The sequence below is a fragment of the Pseudoduganella sp. SL102 genome (assembly GCF_027856995.1).
Classification (GTDB): domain Bacteria; phylum Pseudomonadota; class Gammaproteobacteria; order Burkholderiales; family Burkholderiaceae_D; genus Rugamonas; species Rugamonas albidiflava.
The window spans coordinates 321492-335120 of record NZ_CP115554.1 but is presented as its reverse complement, the minus strand read 5'-3'; the positions used below and the strand labels follow the sequence as shown (position 1 = coordinate 335120).

At 67.7% G+C, this 13629-nt stretch carries 12 protein-coding genes; 2 read left to right on the top strand and 10 right to left on the bottom strand.

The window, feature by feature from the left end:
* Positions 1 to 13: 13 nt before the first annotated feature.
* The gene (locus OU994_RS01430) at positions 14 to 514 is read left to right on the top strand and encodes a hypothetical protein (RefSeq protein WP_281609331.1); all 501 of its coding nucleotides are present in this window, start codon (positions 14 to 16) and stop codon (positions 512 to 514) included.
* Here the strand turns inward: OU994_RS01430 and OU994_RS01425 are convergent.
* Positions 511 to 3657: a response regulator gene (locus OU994_RS01425; RefSeq protein WP_281609330.1), complete on the bottom strand. Its 3147-nt coding sequence runs from the start codon at positions 3655 to 3657 to the stop codon at positions 511 to 513. The genes OU994_RS01430 and OU994_RS01425 overlap by 4 nt on opposite strands.
* 194 nt (positions 3658 to 3851) lie before the next feature.
* Between OU994_RS01425 and fnr the strand changes: the two genes are divergently transcribed.
* The gene (gene fnr / locus OU994_RS01420; RefSeq protein WP_131148504.1) at positions 3852 to 4610 is read left to right on the top strand and encodes a fumarate/nitrate reduction transcriptional regulator Fnr; all 759 of its coding nucleotides are present in this window, start codon (positions 3852 to 3854) and stop codon (positions 4608 to 4610) included.
* Positions 4611 to 4802: 192 nt separating this feature from the next.
* On the opposite strand, the gene OU994_RS01415 is transcribed toward fnr, so the two are convergent.
* From OU994_RS01415 to OU994_RS01375, 9 genes are all read right to left on the bottom strand, one after another.
* Positions 4803 to 5309: a FixH family protein gene (locus OU994_RS01415; RefSeq protein ID WP_307731783.1), complete on the bottom strand. Its 507-nt coding sequence runs from the start codon at positions 5307 to 5309 to the stop codon at positions 4803 to 4805.
* 10 nt (positions 5310 to 5319) lie between these two features.
* Positions 5320 to 6705, bottom strand: a complete 1386-nt coding sequence (gene ccoG, locus OU994_RS01410; protein WP_281609328.1) for a cytochrome c oxidase accessory protein CcoG — start codon at positions 6703 to 6705, stop codon at positions 5320 to 5322.
* A gap of 31 nt (positions 6706 to 6736) precedes the next feature.
* Positions 6737 to 7663 (bottom strand): cytochrome-c oxidase, cbb3-type subunit III, encoded by a 927-nt coding sequence (gene ccoP / locus OU994_RS01405; protein ID WP_281609327.1) that lies wholly within the window; start codon positions 7661 to 7663, stop codon positions 6737 to 6739.
* A complete protein-coding gene (locus tag OU994_RS01400) occupies positions 7656 to 7832 on the bottom strand; it encodes a CcoQ/FixQ family Cbb3-type cytochrome c oxidase assembly chaperone (RefSeq protein ID WP_281609326.1) in 177 nt (58 codons plus the stop codon). The genes ccoP and OU994_RS01400 overlap by 8 nt, the downstream gene beginning before the upstream one ends.
* A gap of 4 nt (positions 7833 to 7836) precedes the next feature.
* Entirely contained in the window at positions 7837 to 8463 is a 627-nt protein-coding gene (gene ccoO, locus OU994_RS01395) for a cytochrome-c oxidase, cbb3-type subunit II (RefSeq protein ID WP_131148509.1), read from the bottom strand.
* A gap of 11 nt (positions 8464 to 8474) precedes the next feature.
* Positions 8475 to 9890 (bottom strand): cytochrome-c oxidase, cbb3-type subunit I, encoded by a 1416-nt coding sequence (ccoN, locus tag OU994_RS01390; RefSeq protein ID WP_281609325.1) that lies wholly within the window; start codon positions 9888 to 9890, stop codon positions 8475 to 8477.
* A gap of 366 nt (positions 9891 to 10256) precedes the next feature.
* Positions 10257 to 10403: a cbb3-type cytochrome oxidase assembly protein CcoS gene (gene ccoS / locus OU994_RS01385; protein ID WP_281609324.1), complete on the bottom strand. Its 147-nt coding sequence runs from the start codon at positions 10401 to 10403 to the stop codon at positions 10257 to 10259.
* 13 nt (positions 10404 to 10416) lie between these two features.
* On the bottom strand, positions 10417 to 12849 hold the full coding sequence (locus OU994_RS01380; RefSeq protein WP_281609323.1) for a heavy metal translocating P-type ATPase: 2433 nt from the start codon (positions 12847 to 12849) through the stop codon (positions 10417 to 10419).
* Entirely contained in the window at positions 12846 to 13619 is a 774-nt protein-coding gene (locus OU994_RS01375) for a sulfite exporter TauE/SafE family protein (protein WP_281609322.1), read from the bottom strand. Before OU994_RS01375 ends, OU994_RS01380 begins: the two co-directional genes overlap by 4 nt.
* Positions 13620 to 13629 lie beyond the last annotated feature (10 nt).

The window sequence follows — 13629 nt, the reverse complement described above, 5'->3', positions numbered from 1 at the left end:
TTTGGAGGACAGCATGGACGATTGGAAGCAGGTCATCATCAAGGGCATGATGCCGGGCGCGCTGGCCAGCCTGGCGTCGACAGGCGCGCTGGCGCTACGCTCGAAGCAGGAAACCGGCAGCCCCTACTCGGGAGCGAACGCGGTCAGCCACATGGTGTGGGGCGACAGGGCCTTCGTGCATGACGAGCCCACCTGGAAATACACGCTGACCGGCTATGCGATCCACCATGCCAGCTCGCATTTCTGGGCCAGCATCTTCGAGCAGGCGGCCGGCAAGATCTTCGACAAGCCCGGCGTGGCCTCCAAGCTGGCCTCGGCGGCGGCGGCATCGGCGGTGGCCTGCTTCGTCGACTACAAGCTGACGCCGCAGCGCCTGCAGCCGGGCTTCGACGTGCGCCTGTCAAAGCGTTCCCTGGCGATGGTGTACGGCGCTTTCGCCATCGGCCTGGCGGCCGGCGCGCTGTCAACCATCGCAACCGCTAGCGCGGCGCGGCGCAGGTACACCAGCGCCTAGCTCCCCGCCATCTCCGCCTGGTCGAGCCACGCCCGGCCCGCTGCCAGCACGAGCGCCAGTTCATGGCGGACTGCCGCGAAATGCGGCGCCAGTTCGCTGGCGGGCAATTCGGCGATCGCCAGTTCCGCATCCATCGTGGCCCGGATCAGGCGCTTCGCCCCCAGCACCCCGATGGCGCCGCGCAGCGCATGGAAGGTATTCGCCGCCGCCTGTACGTCCCCGGCCGCGAGCGCGCGGTCCGCTTCGTCGGCCGGCGTCATGCCGCCTTCCAGGGCGCTTTCCACCATCCTGCGCATCAGCGCCCGGCCTTTCGGATCGCGGCCCATCACGCGCCCCAGGCTGTCCATGCTGAACACGGGTTCGCCCCCTTGCGCCGCGGCTGGCTCCAGCGGGCCAGCCGCCTTGGCCGCCGGCGGTGGCGCTTCGGCCTGCCTGCGCCGCGCCGGCAGGTGCCGCTCGATCACCATCATCATCTCGTCGACGACGACCGGCTTGGCAATGAAGTCGGTGATACCGGCCGCCATGCAGCGTTCCCGCTCGGAGGCCAGCACGCCGGCCGTCATTGCGATCACCGGCAGGCGCAGGGCCAGTTCCGAGCGGATCGCGGCGGTCGCCGAAAAGCCGTCCAGCACGGGCATCTGCATGTCCATCAGCACGATGTCGTAGCGCTGCGCGTCGATGCGCAGCACATCCAGGGCTTGCTGGCCGTCGCCGGCCACGTCCAGCGTGGCGCCGGCATGTTCCAGGATGCCGCGCGCCACGGCCTGGTTCAGCGGATTGTCTTCCACCAGCAGGAAGTGCACGCCTTGCAGGCGGTTCGCATGGCCCTGGGCGTTGGCGGACACCAGTTCGCCGCCGCCGCCCTTTGCCGCCAGGGCCTGGTGCAGCGCGTCGAACAGCGTGGAACTGGTGATCGGCTTGACCAGTACCGCATCGGCTTCCGCGCTTCTTGAAATCTGTTCCAGGCGCTCGCGCGCGAAGGCATTGAGCATCACCACGATCGGCTGCCGGTGCCCGTCGGCCTCGCGCCGGATCGCCGCGGCGGGGGCATTCCCGTCCGGGCCGCTCATGTGCCAGTCGGCCAGCACCACGTCGTATGGCCGGCCGGTGCGCATGCGGAACGTGAACATCGCCAGCGCGGCACTGCCGGAATCGACCAGGTCCGCTTCCCACCCCCAGGTGCGGATCAGGCGGCCGATCAGGTTGCGGCTGGTGGCATTGTCGTCCGCCACCAGCACGGCGAGATGGCCGGCGGCCGGCTTGCGCGGTGCTTCCGGCCGCGGCAGCACGCCGAATGGCAGCGTGAACCAGAAGCGGCTGCCCTTGCCCGGTTCGCTTTCGACATGGATTTCCCCGCCCATCAGTTCGATCAGCCGGCGCGTGATCGCCAGTCCCAGTCCGGTGCCGCCGAAGCGGCGCGTGATGCTTTCATCGGCCTGTGTAAACGCCTGGAACAGGTGCGACAGCTGTTCCGGGTTCATGCCCATGCCCGTGTCGCGCACTTCGAAGCCCAGCACCGCGCCGGCCTCCCCGCCGCCGTGCTCCACCAGGCTCACCTCGACCACGACCTCGCCGTGCGCGGTGAACTTGATCGCGTTGCCGGCCAGGTTCACCAGTACCTGCTGCAGCCGCAGCGCATCGCCCCGCAGCAGCCGCGGCACCTCGGGGTCGACCACGATGGCCAGCTCCAGTTCCTTGTCGCCGGCGTTCATCGTCATCGTCGTCGCCAAGGTGCTCATCGATTCGTCCAGGTCGAATTCGACGGGCGACAGTTCCATCCGCTGCGCCTCGATCTTGGAAAAATCCAGCACGTCGTTCAGGATGCCCAGCAGCGAATCGCCGGCGGTGCGGATCATGTGCAGGTACTTGCGCTGCTGCGGCGCCAGGTCGGTGTTCTGCAGCAGTTGCGCCATGCCCAGCACCGCATTCATCGGCGTGCGGATCTCATGGCTCATGTTGGCCACGAAATCGCTCTTGGCGCGGTTGGCCGCCTCGGCCCGGTCGCGCGCCCGTTCCAGCTCGGCGGCGCGGGTTTCCAGCTCCTCCATCAGGTCGCGGGCGTGGGCATCGGCCGCCTCGCGTTCGCGCATCAGGTCGTTGAACGCCCCGGTCAGCTCGCCGATCTCGTCGCGCGACGTGACCGGCAGCGGGGCGAAGTGCCCCGGCGTGCCGCGCAAGGTGCCGATCGCATCGCGCAGCCGCATCAGCGGCGACATCAGCCGCAGCGTGATCCAGGTGATGACGGCCGCGGTGACGAGCGAGGCCAGCGTGCCCCATAGCGCAAGCCGCACCAGCAGGTCGTCGAACGGCTCGAACGCTTCCTCGGCAGGCAGGTTGGCGATCAGGATCCACGGTACCGTCTTCAGGCGCTTGTAGCTGAGCAGCGCGCGCACGCCGCGGCCATCGGTGCTGATCGTGGTGCCTTCGAACCCGCCGCGGATCGCCAGCACGGTGGCGGCATAGCCTTCCTGGCCGCGTGGCTTCAGCAGGCGGGCCGGGTCGGGGTGCACCACGTAGACCGATGGTTCGTAGCCGGTGACGATGTAGTAATAACCGGTGCGGCCCACCTTGGCCGTGCGCAGGTGGCCCAGCAGGTTGTTCTTGTACAGGCGCAGCACGCCGATCAGCACGCAGGCCACCTCGCCGTCCTCGCTGAGCACGGGGGCGACCATCTGCACGACAGGTTGCCGGTTCGCCCTGCCGATCACCGGTTCGGCGATCAGGGGCGCCTTTTCCTGCATGACCCGCTGGAAGTACGCGCGGTCCGTGACGCTGACGCCGGGGCGGCCCGGCAGCGCGGGGATGTCGGCCACGATCGTGCCGGCCGGGCTGACGACGATGATGTCATCGAACAGGCGAAGGACGGCGCGGTAGTCGTAGTGGGCGCGCAGCGCGGGCGGGTCGGCACAGATGTCGCCGGGCTGCCAGCGTGCCGATTCGGCAACGATGTCGCGCAGCAGCGTCATCTTTTCATCCACCTCGAGCGCGGTGCGCGCGATCAGCGCATCCTGCTGGGCAAACAGCACGCGCGTGAAATCCTCCTGCATGCGCCGGGCCTGCAGCACGGTGACCAGCGCGATCATCACGATGCACGTGACGGTCGTCGCCAGCGCGACTTTCGCCTTGATACCAAGCGGACGCATTGTCTCCCCCCGCCCCGATGTTGTCGGGACACTATGCGCCGCTTCCCCGCTGGCGCACTGTGCGGAAGGGCACGCAAGCTGCAAGTTGCGCGGTTGCCCGGACAGCGGGATCAAGCCGGGATCGAGGCGGGATCGGGGCGGGATCAAGTACACTGGAGGTCAACCGACAATGGACGATGACATCGGACCCGACAATGATGCATGAGCTGCCATCCCTGACCCTGCCCGGCGCCACGATCGAGATCCTCAAGGCACGCTGCTCGACCTGCAGCATGCACCAGCTGTGCCTGCCGATGGGGCTGGACATGGGCGACATGGACAAGCTGGACAAGATCATCGGGCGCCGCCGCAAGGTGCAGAAGGGCGAGAACCTGTTCCGTATCGGCGAGCCGTTTACGAACCTGTACGCGATCCGGCTCGGCCATTTCAAGACTTACCAGATCAACGCCAACGGCGAAGAACAGGTGACGGGTTTCCAGATGGGCGGCGAACTGCTGGGCATGGACGCCATCAGCACCGACAGGCACTATTGCAGCGCGCTGGCGCTGGAAGACAGCGAGGTCTGCGAGATCCCCTTCGCCAGCCTGGAACAGCTGCTGGTGGACATGCCCACGCTGCTGCGCCATTTCCACCGCATGATGAGCCAGGAAATCACGCGCGAGCAAAGCGTGATGCTATTGCTGGGCAATATGCAGGCAACCCAGCGCTTCGCCGCCTTCCTCGTCAACCTGGCTTCGCGCTACGAGGCGCGCGGCTACTCGAGCACCGAATTCCAGCTGCGCATGTCGCGCGAGGATATCGGCAACTACCTGGGGCTGACGATCGAGAGTATCAGCCGGCTGTTGAACAAGTTCAAGAAGCAGGGTTTGCTGATGGTGGCGAACCGGGAGGTCAAGGTGCTCGACCTGCCGCGGTTGAAGGCGATCACGGCGGGGACCGAGACCTGCGCGTGATGCCGCTTAGATAAGCCCACCCCAAGTGCAAATGCCGGGGTCAGACCCGGCGGGTCTGACCCCAGTCCTTCGCCTTTGGGGTGAATGCATGCGCTTTCATGTGTCGGGTAACGCTTAACTTAGCGGCATTGGTATCTGACACTGGTGTCCGCCGGCCAACGGTTGCAGCTTGATGCAGCAGCGGCGCCTGCTTCATTGCAAAGCTGCCACCGTCACCTCCCGCTCCACCGGCCACTGCCACTGCCCCTCCAGGCGCCAGGTGCGCCGTTCGTCTTCCACCAGCACGGTCCAGCGGCTGCGTTCGAGCAGCGGCAACGGCACGGCGAAGCTGCCGCCGGCATCGGGCCGCACCAGCAGCCGCAAGTCCTTTTCCGGCTGGGTGGCATGCGCCAGGTGCAGCTGCAAGGGACCGGGCAGCGGCGCGCTGGCCGATAGCCGGCCGTGCAATACCCCGTGCGCGGCATCGTAGCGCAGGGCGGCGGCGGCATGCAGCGCGGCGGCAGTGCGGTCGCGCCGCAAATCCTGGTTGATCGCCTTGCCCCGCTTGTAGTAGTCGCCCACCACCAGCGCGTCCTGCTGCGCGAAGGCCAGCCAGCCCGTATAGAAGCCGGCCACCAGCACGGCGGCCGGGCCAGCCATCAGGAGCCAAGGCCAGCGCTCGCGGTACCAGGGCGTGGCGGACATCGTCATCGGTTGCATGGTCATCTCCTCAGCGCGGCACGATGAAGACCGCGGGTTCTTCGACGGCCAGGCGCGCATCGTCCAGCGCCGTCAGCGTGAATGTGATCGAGTGCGAGCCGGTCTTGCCCGCGCCCCGCAGTGCCTCCCCTGGCGCGCGCACCCGCACCGGCACGGCACGCGTTTCGGTGCCGGCCAGTGCCACCACGTCGTCCGTCGCCAGCGCCAGGCCGGGCAATCCGTCGGCAGCGATCCGGTAGCGGTGCGGCTGCTCCGAGGTGTTCATGATCTGCAGCCGGTACACGTTCTCGATCGCGCCGCCATCCACTTCGCGCCCCATCGAACCGCGGTCGCGGATCACGTCCATCTTCAGCGGCGTGCGGGTGGCCAGCGCGAAGCCGACCGCCAGCGTGATGGCCAGCAGCGCCGCGCCGTACGCGAGCACGCGCGGGCGCAGTGCCCGCTGGCGGATCTGTGCCGGCGTCAGGATCGCGGTCATGGCCCGGTCGGTGCTGTAGCGAATCAGGCCGCGCGGCTGGCCGACCTTGTCCATTACGTTGTTACACGCGTCCACGCAGGCGGCGCAGCCGATGCATTCGTACTGCAGGCCGTTGCGGATGTCGATGCCGGCCGGGCAGACCTGCACGCACATCGTGCAATCGATGCAGGCGCCGCCCGTGGCCTTCTTGCTGCGCGGTTCACCGCGCCCCGTGTCGTAGGTGATGATCAGCGTGTCGCGGTCGAACATCGCGCTCTGGAAGCGGGCGTACGGGCACATGTACTTGCACACCTGCTCGCGCAGCCAGCCCGCGTTGCCATAGGTGGCGAAACCATAGAACAGCACCCAGAACCATTCCCACGGCCCCAGCGCCAGCGTGGCGATTCCGGTGCCCAGTTCGCGCACCGGGGTGAAGTAGCCGACGAAGGTGAAGCCGGTCCACAGCGCCACGGCGCCCCAGGCGAGGTGCTTGGCGATGCGCTTGCCGAACTTGCGGGCGGACGGGCCTTGCCGGTCCAGCGCGATGCGGGCGGCGCGCGACCCTTCGATCCCGCGCTCGATCCACAGGAAGATCGAGGTATAGACCGTCTGCGGGCAGGCGAAGCCGCACCACACGCGTCCCGCCACCGCCGTCACCAGGAACAGTCCCCAGGCGCAGATGATCAACAGCGCCGCGAGGTAGATGAAATCCTGCGGCCACAGCACCAGGCCGAACAGGTAGAACTTGCGCGTGCCCAGGTCGAACAGCACGGCCTGGCGGTCGTTCCATGCGAGCCACGGCGTGCCGTAGTAGGCCAGTTGCGTGAGCCACAGGCACAGCCAGCGCAGGCGCGCATAGCGGCCATCCGTTTCGCGCGGATGGATCGGCTGGCGCTTTTCATACATCCGGATCACCTGTTCCGGCACGGGGGCGTTCATGGCTGTCTCACTCCGATTCATCTGGCTTGTTTCATCTCGTGTCGTTGGACAGGCCCCACACGTAGGCCGACAGCACATGCACCTTGCCTTCGCCGAGGAAGTCGCCGAAGGCCGGCATGGTGTTGTCGCGGCCCTTGCGGATGGTTTCCATGATCGTGTCGGCGCTGCCGCCGTACAGCCATGTCTTGTCGGCCAGGTTCGGCGCGCCGAGGGCCTGGTTGCCGGTGCCGCCGGCGCCATGGCAGGCCAGGCAGGCGGTGAATTTGCCCTTGCCGAACACGCTCTTGATCGGATCGGCCGCGTTGCTGCCGGAAAGGCTCAGCACATAATGCGCGACGTTCTCGACATCCTTGTCGGAGCCGATGGCCGCGCCCATCGGCGGCATCACGCCATGGCGGCCCTGCATGATGGTCTGCTTGATCGCCTCGGGCGTGCCGCCGTGCAGCCAGTCCCTGTCCGCCAGGTTCGGAAAGCCCTTGTTGCCGCGCGCATCCGAGCCGTGGCACTGCGCGCAGTAGGTGAGGAACAGCCGCTCGCCCATCGCGCGCGCCTGCGGGTCGGCCGCCACCGCCTTCAGGTCTTGCCGGCGGTACTTGTCGAACAGCGGGCCATAGGCCTCGTCGGCTTTCGCCAGTTCCTGCTGGTACTGGCCGGCCGAGCGCCATCCCAGCTTGCCGGCGTAGGTGCCCAGGCCGGGGTACAGGAACAGGTAGGCGGCGCCGAACACGATCGTCAGGTAGAACAGCCACATCCACCAGCGCGGCATCGGCGTGTTCAGTTCCGTCAGGTCGTCGTCCCAGACGTGGCCTGTCGTTCCGACCCCCTTGCCCGCGGCCGCATCCGCGGCGGACACCTTGTGCACGGACTGCGTGAACAGCAGCACGCCGCAGCCCAGGATACCCAGCACCGTCAGCACGGCGATGTACAGGTTCCAGAATTCGCTGGTGAAATCAGACATCGCGCTTCTCCTCGTGCCGCACTTCTTCCATGAACGGTAACTGCGCGGCCTGCGCGAAATCGGCTTGCTTGCGGGTGGACCAGGCCCACGCGCAGATGCCGGCGAAGGTGATGAACGAGACCACCGTCATCACGCTGCTGGCGCTGTCGAAAATGTGTTCGATGCTCATGGCGTCAATTCCTTGATTTGATCAGCGTGCCGAGGCCCTGCAGGTAGGCGATCAGCGCGTCTTCTTCCGTCTTGTCCGCCAGTTCGGCGGGCGCGGCCGCGATTTCGGCCTCCGTGTAGCCGTCGCCCAGGCGCTGCAGCGCGCGCAGCTTCGGCACGATGTCCTGCGGGACCAGCCTTGTTTCGGCCAGCCATGGATAGCCGGGCATGTTCGATTCCGGCACCACGTCGCGCGGGTTGCGCAGGTGGGTGCGGTGCCATTCGTCGCTGTAGCGGGTGCCCACCCGGGCCAGGTCGGGGCCGGTGCGCTTCGAGCCCCACTGGAATGGGCGGTCGAACACGAACTCGCCGGCTACCGAGTAGTGGCCATAGCGTTCGGTCTCGGCGCGGAACGGGCGCACCATCTGCGAATGGCAGGCATAGCAGCCTTCGCGCACGTAGATGTCGCGGCCCGCCAGGCGCAGCGGCGAATAGTGCGTGAGGCCGGCCACCGGTTCGGTGGTCGATTTCTGGAAGAACAGCGGTACGATCTCGACGGCGCCGCCGACCGATACCACCAGTGTCACCAGCGCGATCAGCAGCCAGGGATTCTTTTCGATCCACTCGTGGGAGAATTTCGTTGAAGATGTCATGTTGTTCTTCCTCAGGCGGCTTTCAGTTGCGGGATGGCGGCCACCGGCACGTCGCGGCCGCGCAGCGTCATCCACGTGTTCCAGGCCATGATCGCCATGCCGGCCAGGTACAGCGTGCCGCCGGCGAAACGCACCACGTAGTACGGATAGGTGGCTTTCACGCTTTCGACGAAGGTATAGGTGAGCGTGCCGTCCGGGTTCACGGCGCGCCACATCAGGCCCTGCATCACGCCGGCGATCCACATCGCGGCGATGTACAGCACCACGCCGATGGTGGCTACCCAGAAGTGCACGTCCACCAGGCTGGTGCTGTACATCTTCGTCCGACCGGCCAGGCGCGGCAGCAGGTAGTAGATCGAGCCCATCGTGATGAAGCCCACCCAGCCCAGCGCGCCGCCGTGCACGTGGGCGATGCCCCAGTCGGTGTAGTGGGACAGCGAGTTGATGGTCTTGATCGACATCATCGGCCCCTCGAAGGTGGCCATGCCGTAGAACGACAGCGAGACGATCATGAACTTCAGGATCGGGTCGGTGCGCAGCTTGTGCCAGGCGCCGGACAGGGTCATGATCCCGTTGATCATGCCGCCCCACGAAGGCGCCAGCAGGATCAGCGAGAACACCATGCCCAGCGACTGCGTCCAGTCGGGCAGCGCCGTGTAGTGCAGGTGGTGCGGGCCGGCCCACATGTAGGTGAAGATCAGTGCCCAGAAGTGCACGATCGACAGCCGGTACGAGTACACCGGGCGCCCGGCCTGCTTCGGGATGAAGTAGTACACCATGCCCAGGTAGCCGGCGGTGAGGATGAAGCCCACCGCGTTATGGCCGTACCACCACTGGATCATCGCATCCTGCACGCCGGTGTACATCGAATACGATTTCGTCAGCGTGGCCGGCATCACCATGCCGTTCACCACGTGCAGCAGCGTGACGGCCAGGATGTAGCCGCCGAAGAACCAGTTCGCCACGTAGATGTGCTTGACCTTGCGCTTCACGATGGTGCCGAAGAAGACCACGGCGTAGGCGATCCAAACCACCGCGATGAGGATGGCGATGGGCCATTCGAGTTCGGCATATTCCTTGCCGCGCGTGAGGCCCATCGGCAGCGTGATCACGGCGGACACGATCACGGCCTGCCAGCCCCAGAACGTGAAGGCGGCCAGCCTGTCCGAGAACAGCCGCACCTGGCAGGTGCGCTGGACCACGTAGTACGAGGTGGCGAACAGGCCCGAGATGCCGAACGCGAAGATCACGCCATTCGTGTGCAGCGGGCGCAGGCGGCCATACGTCAGCCACGGCACATCGAAATTGAGCGCCGGCCAGGCCAGCTGCGCGGCGATGACCACGCCGACCAGCATGCCGACGACGCCCCACAGCACCGTCGCGATCGCGAACTGCTTCACGACCTTGTAGTTGTAGTTCTGTTCCACTTGAACACCCCCGATTTCTTGATATGCGTCACAGATTACGCAGCGGGATGTTCAAAAACTTTGACCTAAGTCAAAATTGGCCAAGTGCATTACTTCACCCGAAAACTATTGCCCAAAACTGGGGTCAGACCCCGAATTTTGGCAACAGTTTGCTGGCGAGCTACGAATTTGTTGGATATCCGACGTGCCATAAGCCGCGCACATTGTTCGCATACGCCAGGTATCAGCAAGCGATGTAAACACCACAAGATTGTTGTAAAAACTCTGGGGACAGTCCCCGTGGGAGGGACTGTCCCCAGAGCTTTGGGAGGGACTGTCCCCAGAGCTTTTACAACGTTGTTTTGCGACCAGCTCAGCAGTTGTCGCTCAGCAGTTGTCGTCGTCTTGCAGGATGCGCAGGGCGGGGCCTTCGAGGTCGTCGAACTGGCCGTCGTCGGAAGCCTTGAAGAAGATCCACAGCGCGCCGAAGACCAGGGCGATGGACAGGGGGACCAGCAGGTACAGCGATTCCATGGCGGCCTCCGTTTCAGCGATAGCGCAGCCGCAGCGCGTTGAGGATGACCAGCGCGGAGCTGGCGGCCATGCCGACGCCGGACAGCCATGGCCCCAGCAAGCCGATCGCGGCGGCGGGAATGGCGACCGCGTTGTACACGCTGGCCCAGGCGAGGTTCTGCCGGATCACGCGCATCGTCGCGTTCGCGGTGGCGGCGGTGTCGGCCACCAGGCCGAGCTGGCCGTTCAGCAGCACCGTGTCCGCGCTCACCTGCGCCAGCGCGGCGCCGCTGCCCATCGCGAACGACACGTCGGCGGCGGACAGCACGGCCGCATCGTTGATGCCATCGCCGACCATGGCGACGATGGCGCCCTTGCGCTGCAGGCACTGCACGTAATCGAGCTTGCGCGCCGGCAGGCAGTCGCCGATCGCCTTGGCGATGCCCAGCTGCGCGGCCACGGCATCGGCCAGCACCTGCCGGTCGCCGGACAGCAGGACCACCTGCTTGCCCTGCGCGCGGAAATGGTCGACGGTGGCCTGCGCGTCGGGCCGCAAGGGATCGGTGATCGTGAAGCAGGCCAGCCACTCGCCATCGGTGCCGAGGTAGACGGCGGTGCTGTCCGGCAGCGCCGGCGGCGGCGTGCCACCCGCCAGCGCGGCCACGAAGGCGCCGTTGCCGAGCCGGTAGCGGCGCCCCTGCACCGTGCCTTCCAAGCCCTGGCCGGGCGTTTCCGACAGGCTGCGCGCATGCCAGCCGTGCAGCCGCGGCAGCTCGCTGTCCAGCGCGGCGATGGCCCGCCCGATCGGATGCAGGCTGCCCTCTTCCAGCGCCGCGGCGATGGCGATGCAGGCATTGCGATCCACGCCGCCGTGCAAGCGCACCGCCTGCACCGTGGGGCGGCCGGCGGTCAGCGTGCCGGTCTTGTCGAACACCACGTGCGTGGCGCGGTGCAGCGTTTCCAGCACGTGCGGCCGCATCACCAGCACGCCCTTGCCCAGCAGCGCATCGGTGGCCGCCGCCAGCGCCGACGGCGTGGCCAGCGACAGCGCGCAAGGGCACGACACCACCAGCACCGCGATCGCCACCGGCCATGCCCGCGCCGGGTCGACGAAGTGCCACGCCACGAATACCAGCAATGCCAGCAGCAGCAGCGCGGCCGTGAAGCGCGCGGCGACGCGGTCGGCCCATTGCGCGATGCGCGGCTTGGCGCTGCCGGCCCGCTCCACCAGTTTCAGCAAGCCGGCCAGCGTGCTGTGCTCGGCCGCGTGCGTGACGCGCAGCACGACGGCGGGGCCGGCATTGACGGCGCCGCCCGGCACGGCATCGCCCGGCCCGCGCGGCTGTGGTGCGGACTCCCCGGTCAGCAGCGCCAGGTCCACGCAGGTACGCCCTTCGGCGATGAGGCCATCCGCGGCAAAGGCTTCGCCGGTACGCACGAAGACGTGATCGCCCGGCACCAGCGAGGCGGCGGCGACGACGCTGGTATTGCCCGATGCCGGCCAGCCGGCGAAGCGGGTGGCGGCGGCTGGCAAGCCATGCCGCATGCGCTGCAGCGTGCTGGCCGCCTTGCGCCGGGCATGCAGTTCGAGCCAGCGGCTGGCCAGCAGCAGGAACACGAACATCGTGACGGAGTCGAAATACACTTCGCCGCTGCCGCGCACCGTGGCCACGAAGCTGCCGCCGAACGCGGCGGCGATGCCCAGCGCCACCGGCACGTCCATGCCGGGGGCACGTGCGCGCAGGCTGGCCCAGGCGCCCCGGAAGAACGGCTGCGCCGAGTAGACCACGGCGGGAATCGTCAGCAGCAGGCTGGCCCAGCGCATCAGCGCGGCCATGTCCGCGTCGAGCGTGCCGTCGCCGGCCAGGTACGAAGGAGCCACGTACATCATCACCTGCATCATCGCCAGGCCGGCCACGAACAGCTGGCGGCCCAGCGTGCGGCCGGCCTGGTGCAGCTGTTCCTCGTGGCGCGCGGCATCGTAGGGCCATGCGCTGTAGCCGATCGTGCGCAGCGCCTGCAGGATGGCCGACAGTTCGACGCGCCCGCCATGCCAGCGTACGGCCAGCCGCTCGGTGGCGACGTTCAGGTCCGCGGCGATCACGCCGGGCAACGCCAGCAGCCGGCCCTCGACCAGCCACACGCAGGCGGCACAGCGGATGCCCTCGACCAGCAGAACCGCTTCGTGTTCGGCATCGTTGGCACTGTCCCGGGAAACAAAGCGCGGGTCGGCATCGACCAGGCGCAATTCGGGCGGCACCAGGCCGGCGTCTTCCGCGGTGGCGGCAAAGCCGGTGCGCTCGCGATAGTAGCTTTCGTGGCCGATGTCGACGATCGTCTGCGCGACCGCCGCGCAGCCGGGGCAGCACATGCCGCGCGGCGCGCCCTCGATCGCCACGGTCCACGCCGAACCCGCGGGTACCGGCAGCCCGCAATGAAAGCACTGCGGTTGCAGCATGGCGTTCATGCCGGCACTCCCAGGCACAGCGCGTCGAGCCAGCCATGCGGCAGGCCGGCGCCGTAGCGGACCAGGCCCAGCACGCCGAAGCCCAGCACCAGCGTGCCGCAGGCGGTGCGCACGGCGGGGTGCTGCATCGCCGGGCGCAGCCGCGCGCCCGCCACGCCGAGCGCCAGCAGCATGGGCAGCGTGCCGGCGCCGAACGCCAGCATCACCGCGGCACCGCCGGCGGCGGAACCGGCCAGCAGCGCCGTCAGCAGCACGCTGTACACCATGCCGCACGGCACCCAGCCCCACAGCGCACCCAGCGCAAAAGACTTCGGCAAGGTATCGGCCGGCAGCAGGTATCGCAATACCGGCAGCAGCCGGCGCCACAGCACGTTGCCGGCCGCTTCCACGCGCACCAGGCCATGCCAGGCGTTCATCAGGTACAGGCCAAGGGCGACCAGCATCGCGTTGGCCAGCAGGTAGGCCACGCCCTGCCAGCGTGCCGCCAGCACCAGCGTGCCGGCACCGTTCGCGAGCCCGCCGGCCAGCGCGCCGGCCGCCATGTAGCTGGCGATGCGCCCGGCGTTGTAGGCCAGCACGCGCGCGGCGCCATCGAGGGCGGCCAGCGCGGGCATGGCCGAAGCGGCCGGTGCGATCGGGATCGTACGGCCCGGCCCCGGCTTGCCCAGCGCGCCGCTCAGCGCGCCCACGATGCCCCCGCACATGCCGGCGCAGTGCACGCTGCCGGCCACGCCGACGGCGAACACGGGCAACAGGTTCAGCCCGTCCATGACGATCTCC

Coding starts and splice junctions, on each gene's coding strand:
- OU994_RS01430 (WP_281609331.1), top strand. CDS start 14: ATGGACGATTGGAAGCAGGTCATCATCAAGGGCATGATGCCGGGCGCG.
- OU994_RS01415 (WP_307731783.1), bottom strand. CDS start 5,309: ATGCAACCGATGACGATGTCCGCCACGCCCTGGTACCGCGAGCGCTGG.
- fnr (WP_131148504.1), top strand. CDS start 3,852: ATGATGCATGAGCTGCCATCCCTGACCCTGCCCGGCGCCACGATCGAG.
- OU994_RS01375 (WP_281609322.1), bottom strand. CDS start 13,619: ATGGACGGGCTGAACCTGTTGCCCGTGTTCGCCGTCGGCGTGGCCGGC.
- OU994_RS01400 (WP_281609326.1), bottom strand. CDS start 7,832: ATGAGCATCGAACACATTTTCGACAGCGCCAGCAGCGTGATGACGGTG.
- ccoG (WP_281609328.1), bottom strand. CDS start 6,705: ATGAACGCCCCCGTGCCGGAACAGGTGATCCGGATGTATGAAAAGCGC.
- ccoP (WP_281609327.1), bottom strand. CDS start 7,663: ATGTCTGATTTCACCAGCGAATTCTGGAACCTGTACATCGCCGTGCTG.
- OU994_RS01425 (WP_281609330.1), bottom strand. CDS start 3,657: ATGCGTCCGCTTGGTATCAAGGCGAAAGTCGCGCTGGCGACGACCGTC.
- ccoS (WP_281609324.1), bottom strand. CDS start 10,403: ATGGAATCGCTGTACCTGCTGGTCCCCCTGTCCATCGCCCTGGTCTTC.
- ccoO (WP_131148509.1), bottom strand. CDS start 8,463: ATGACATCTTCAACGAAATTCTCCCACGAGTGGATCGAAAAGAATCCC.
- OU994_RS01380 (WP_281609323.1), bottom strand. CDS start 12,849: ATGAACGCCATGCTGCAACCGCAGTGCTTTCATTGCGGGCTGCCGGTA.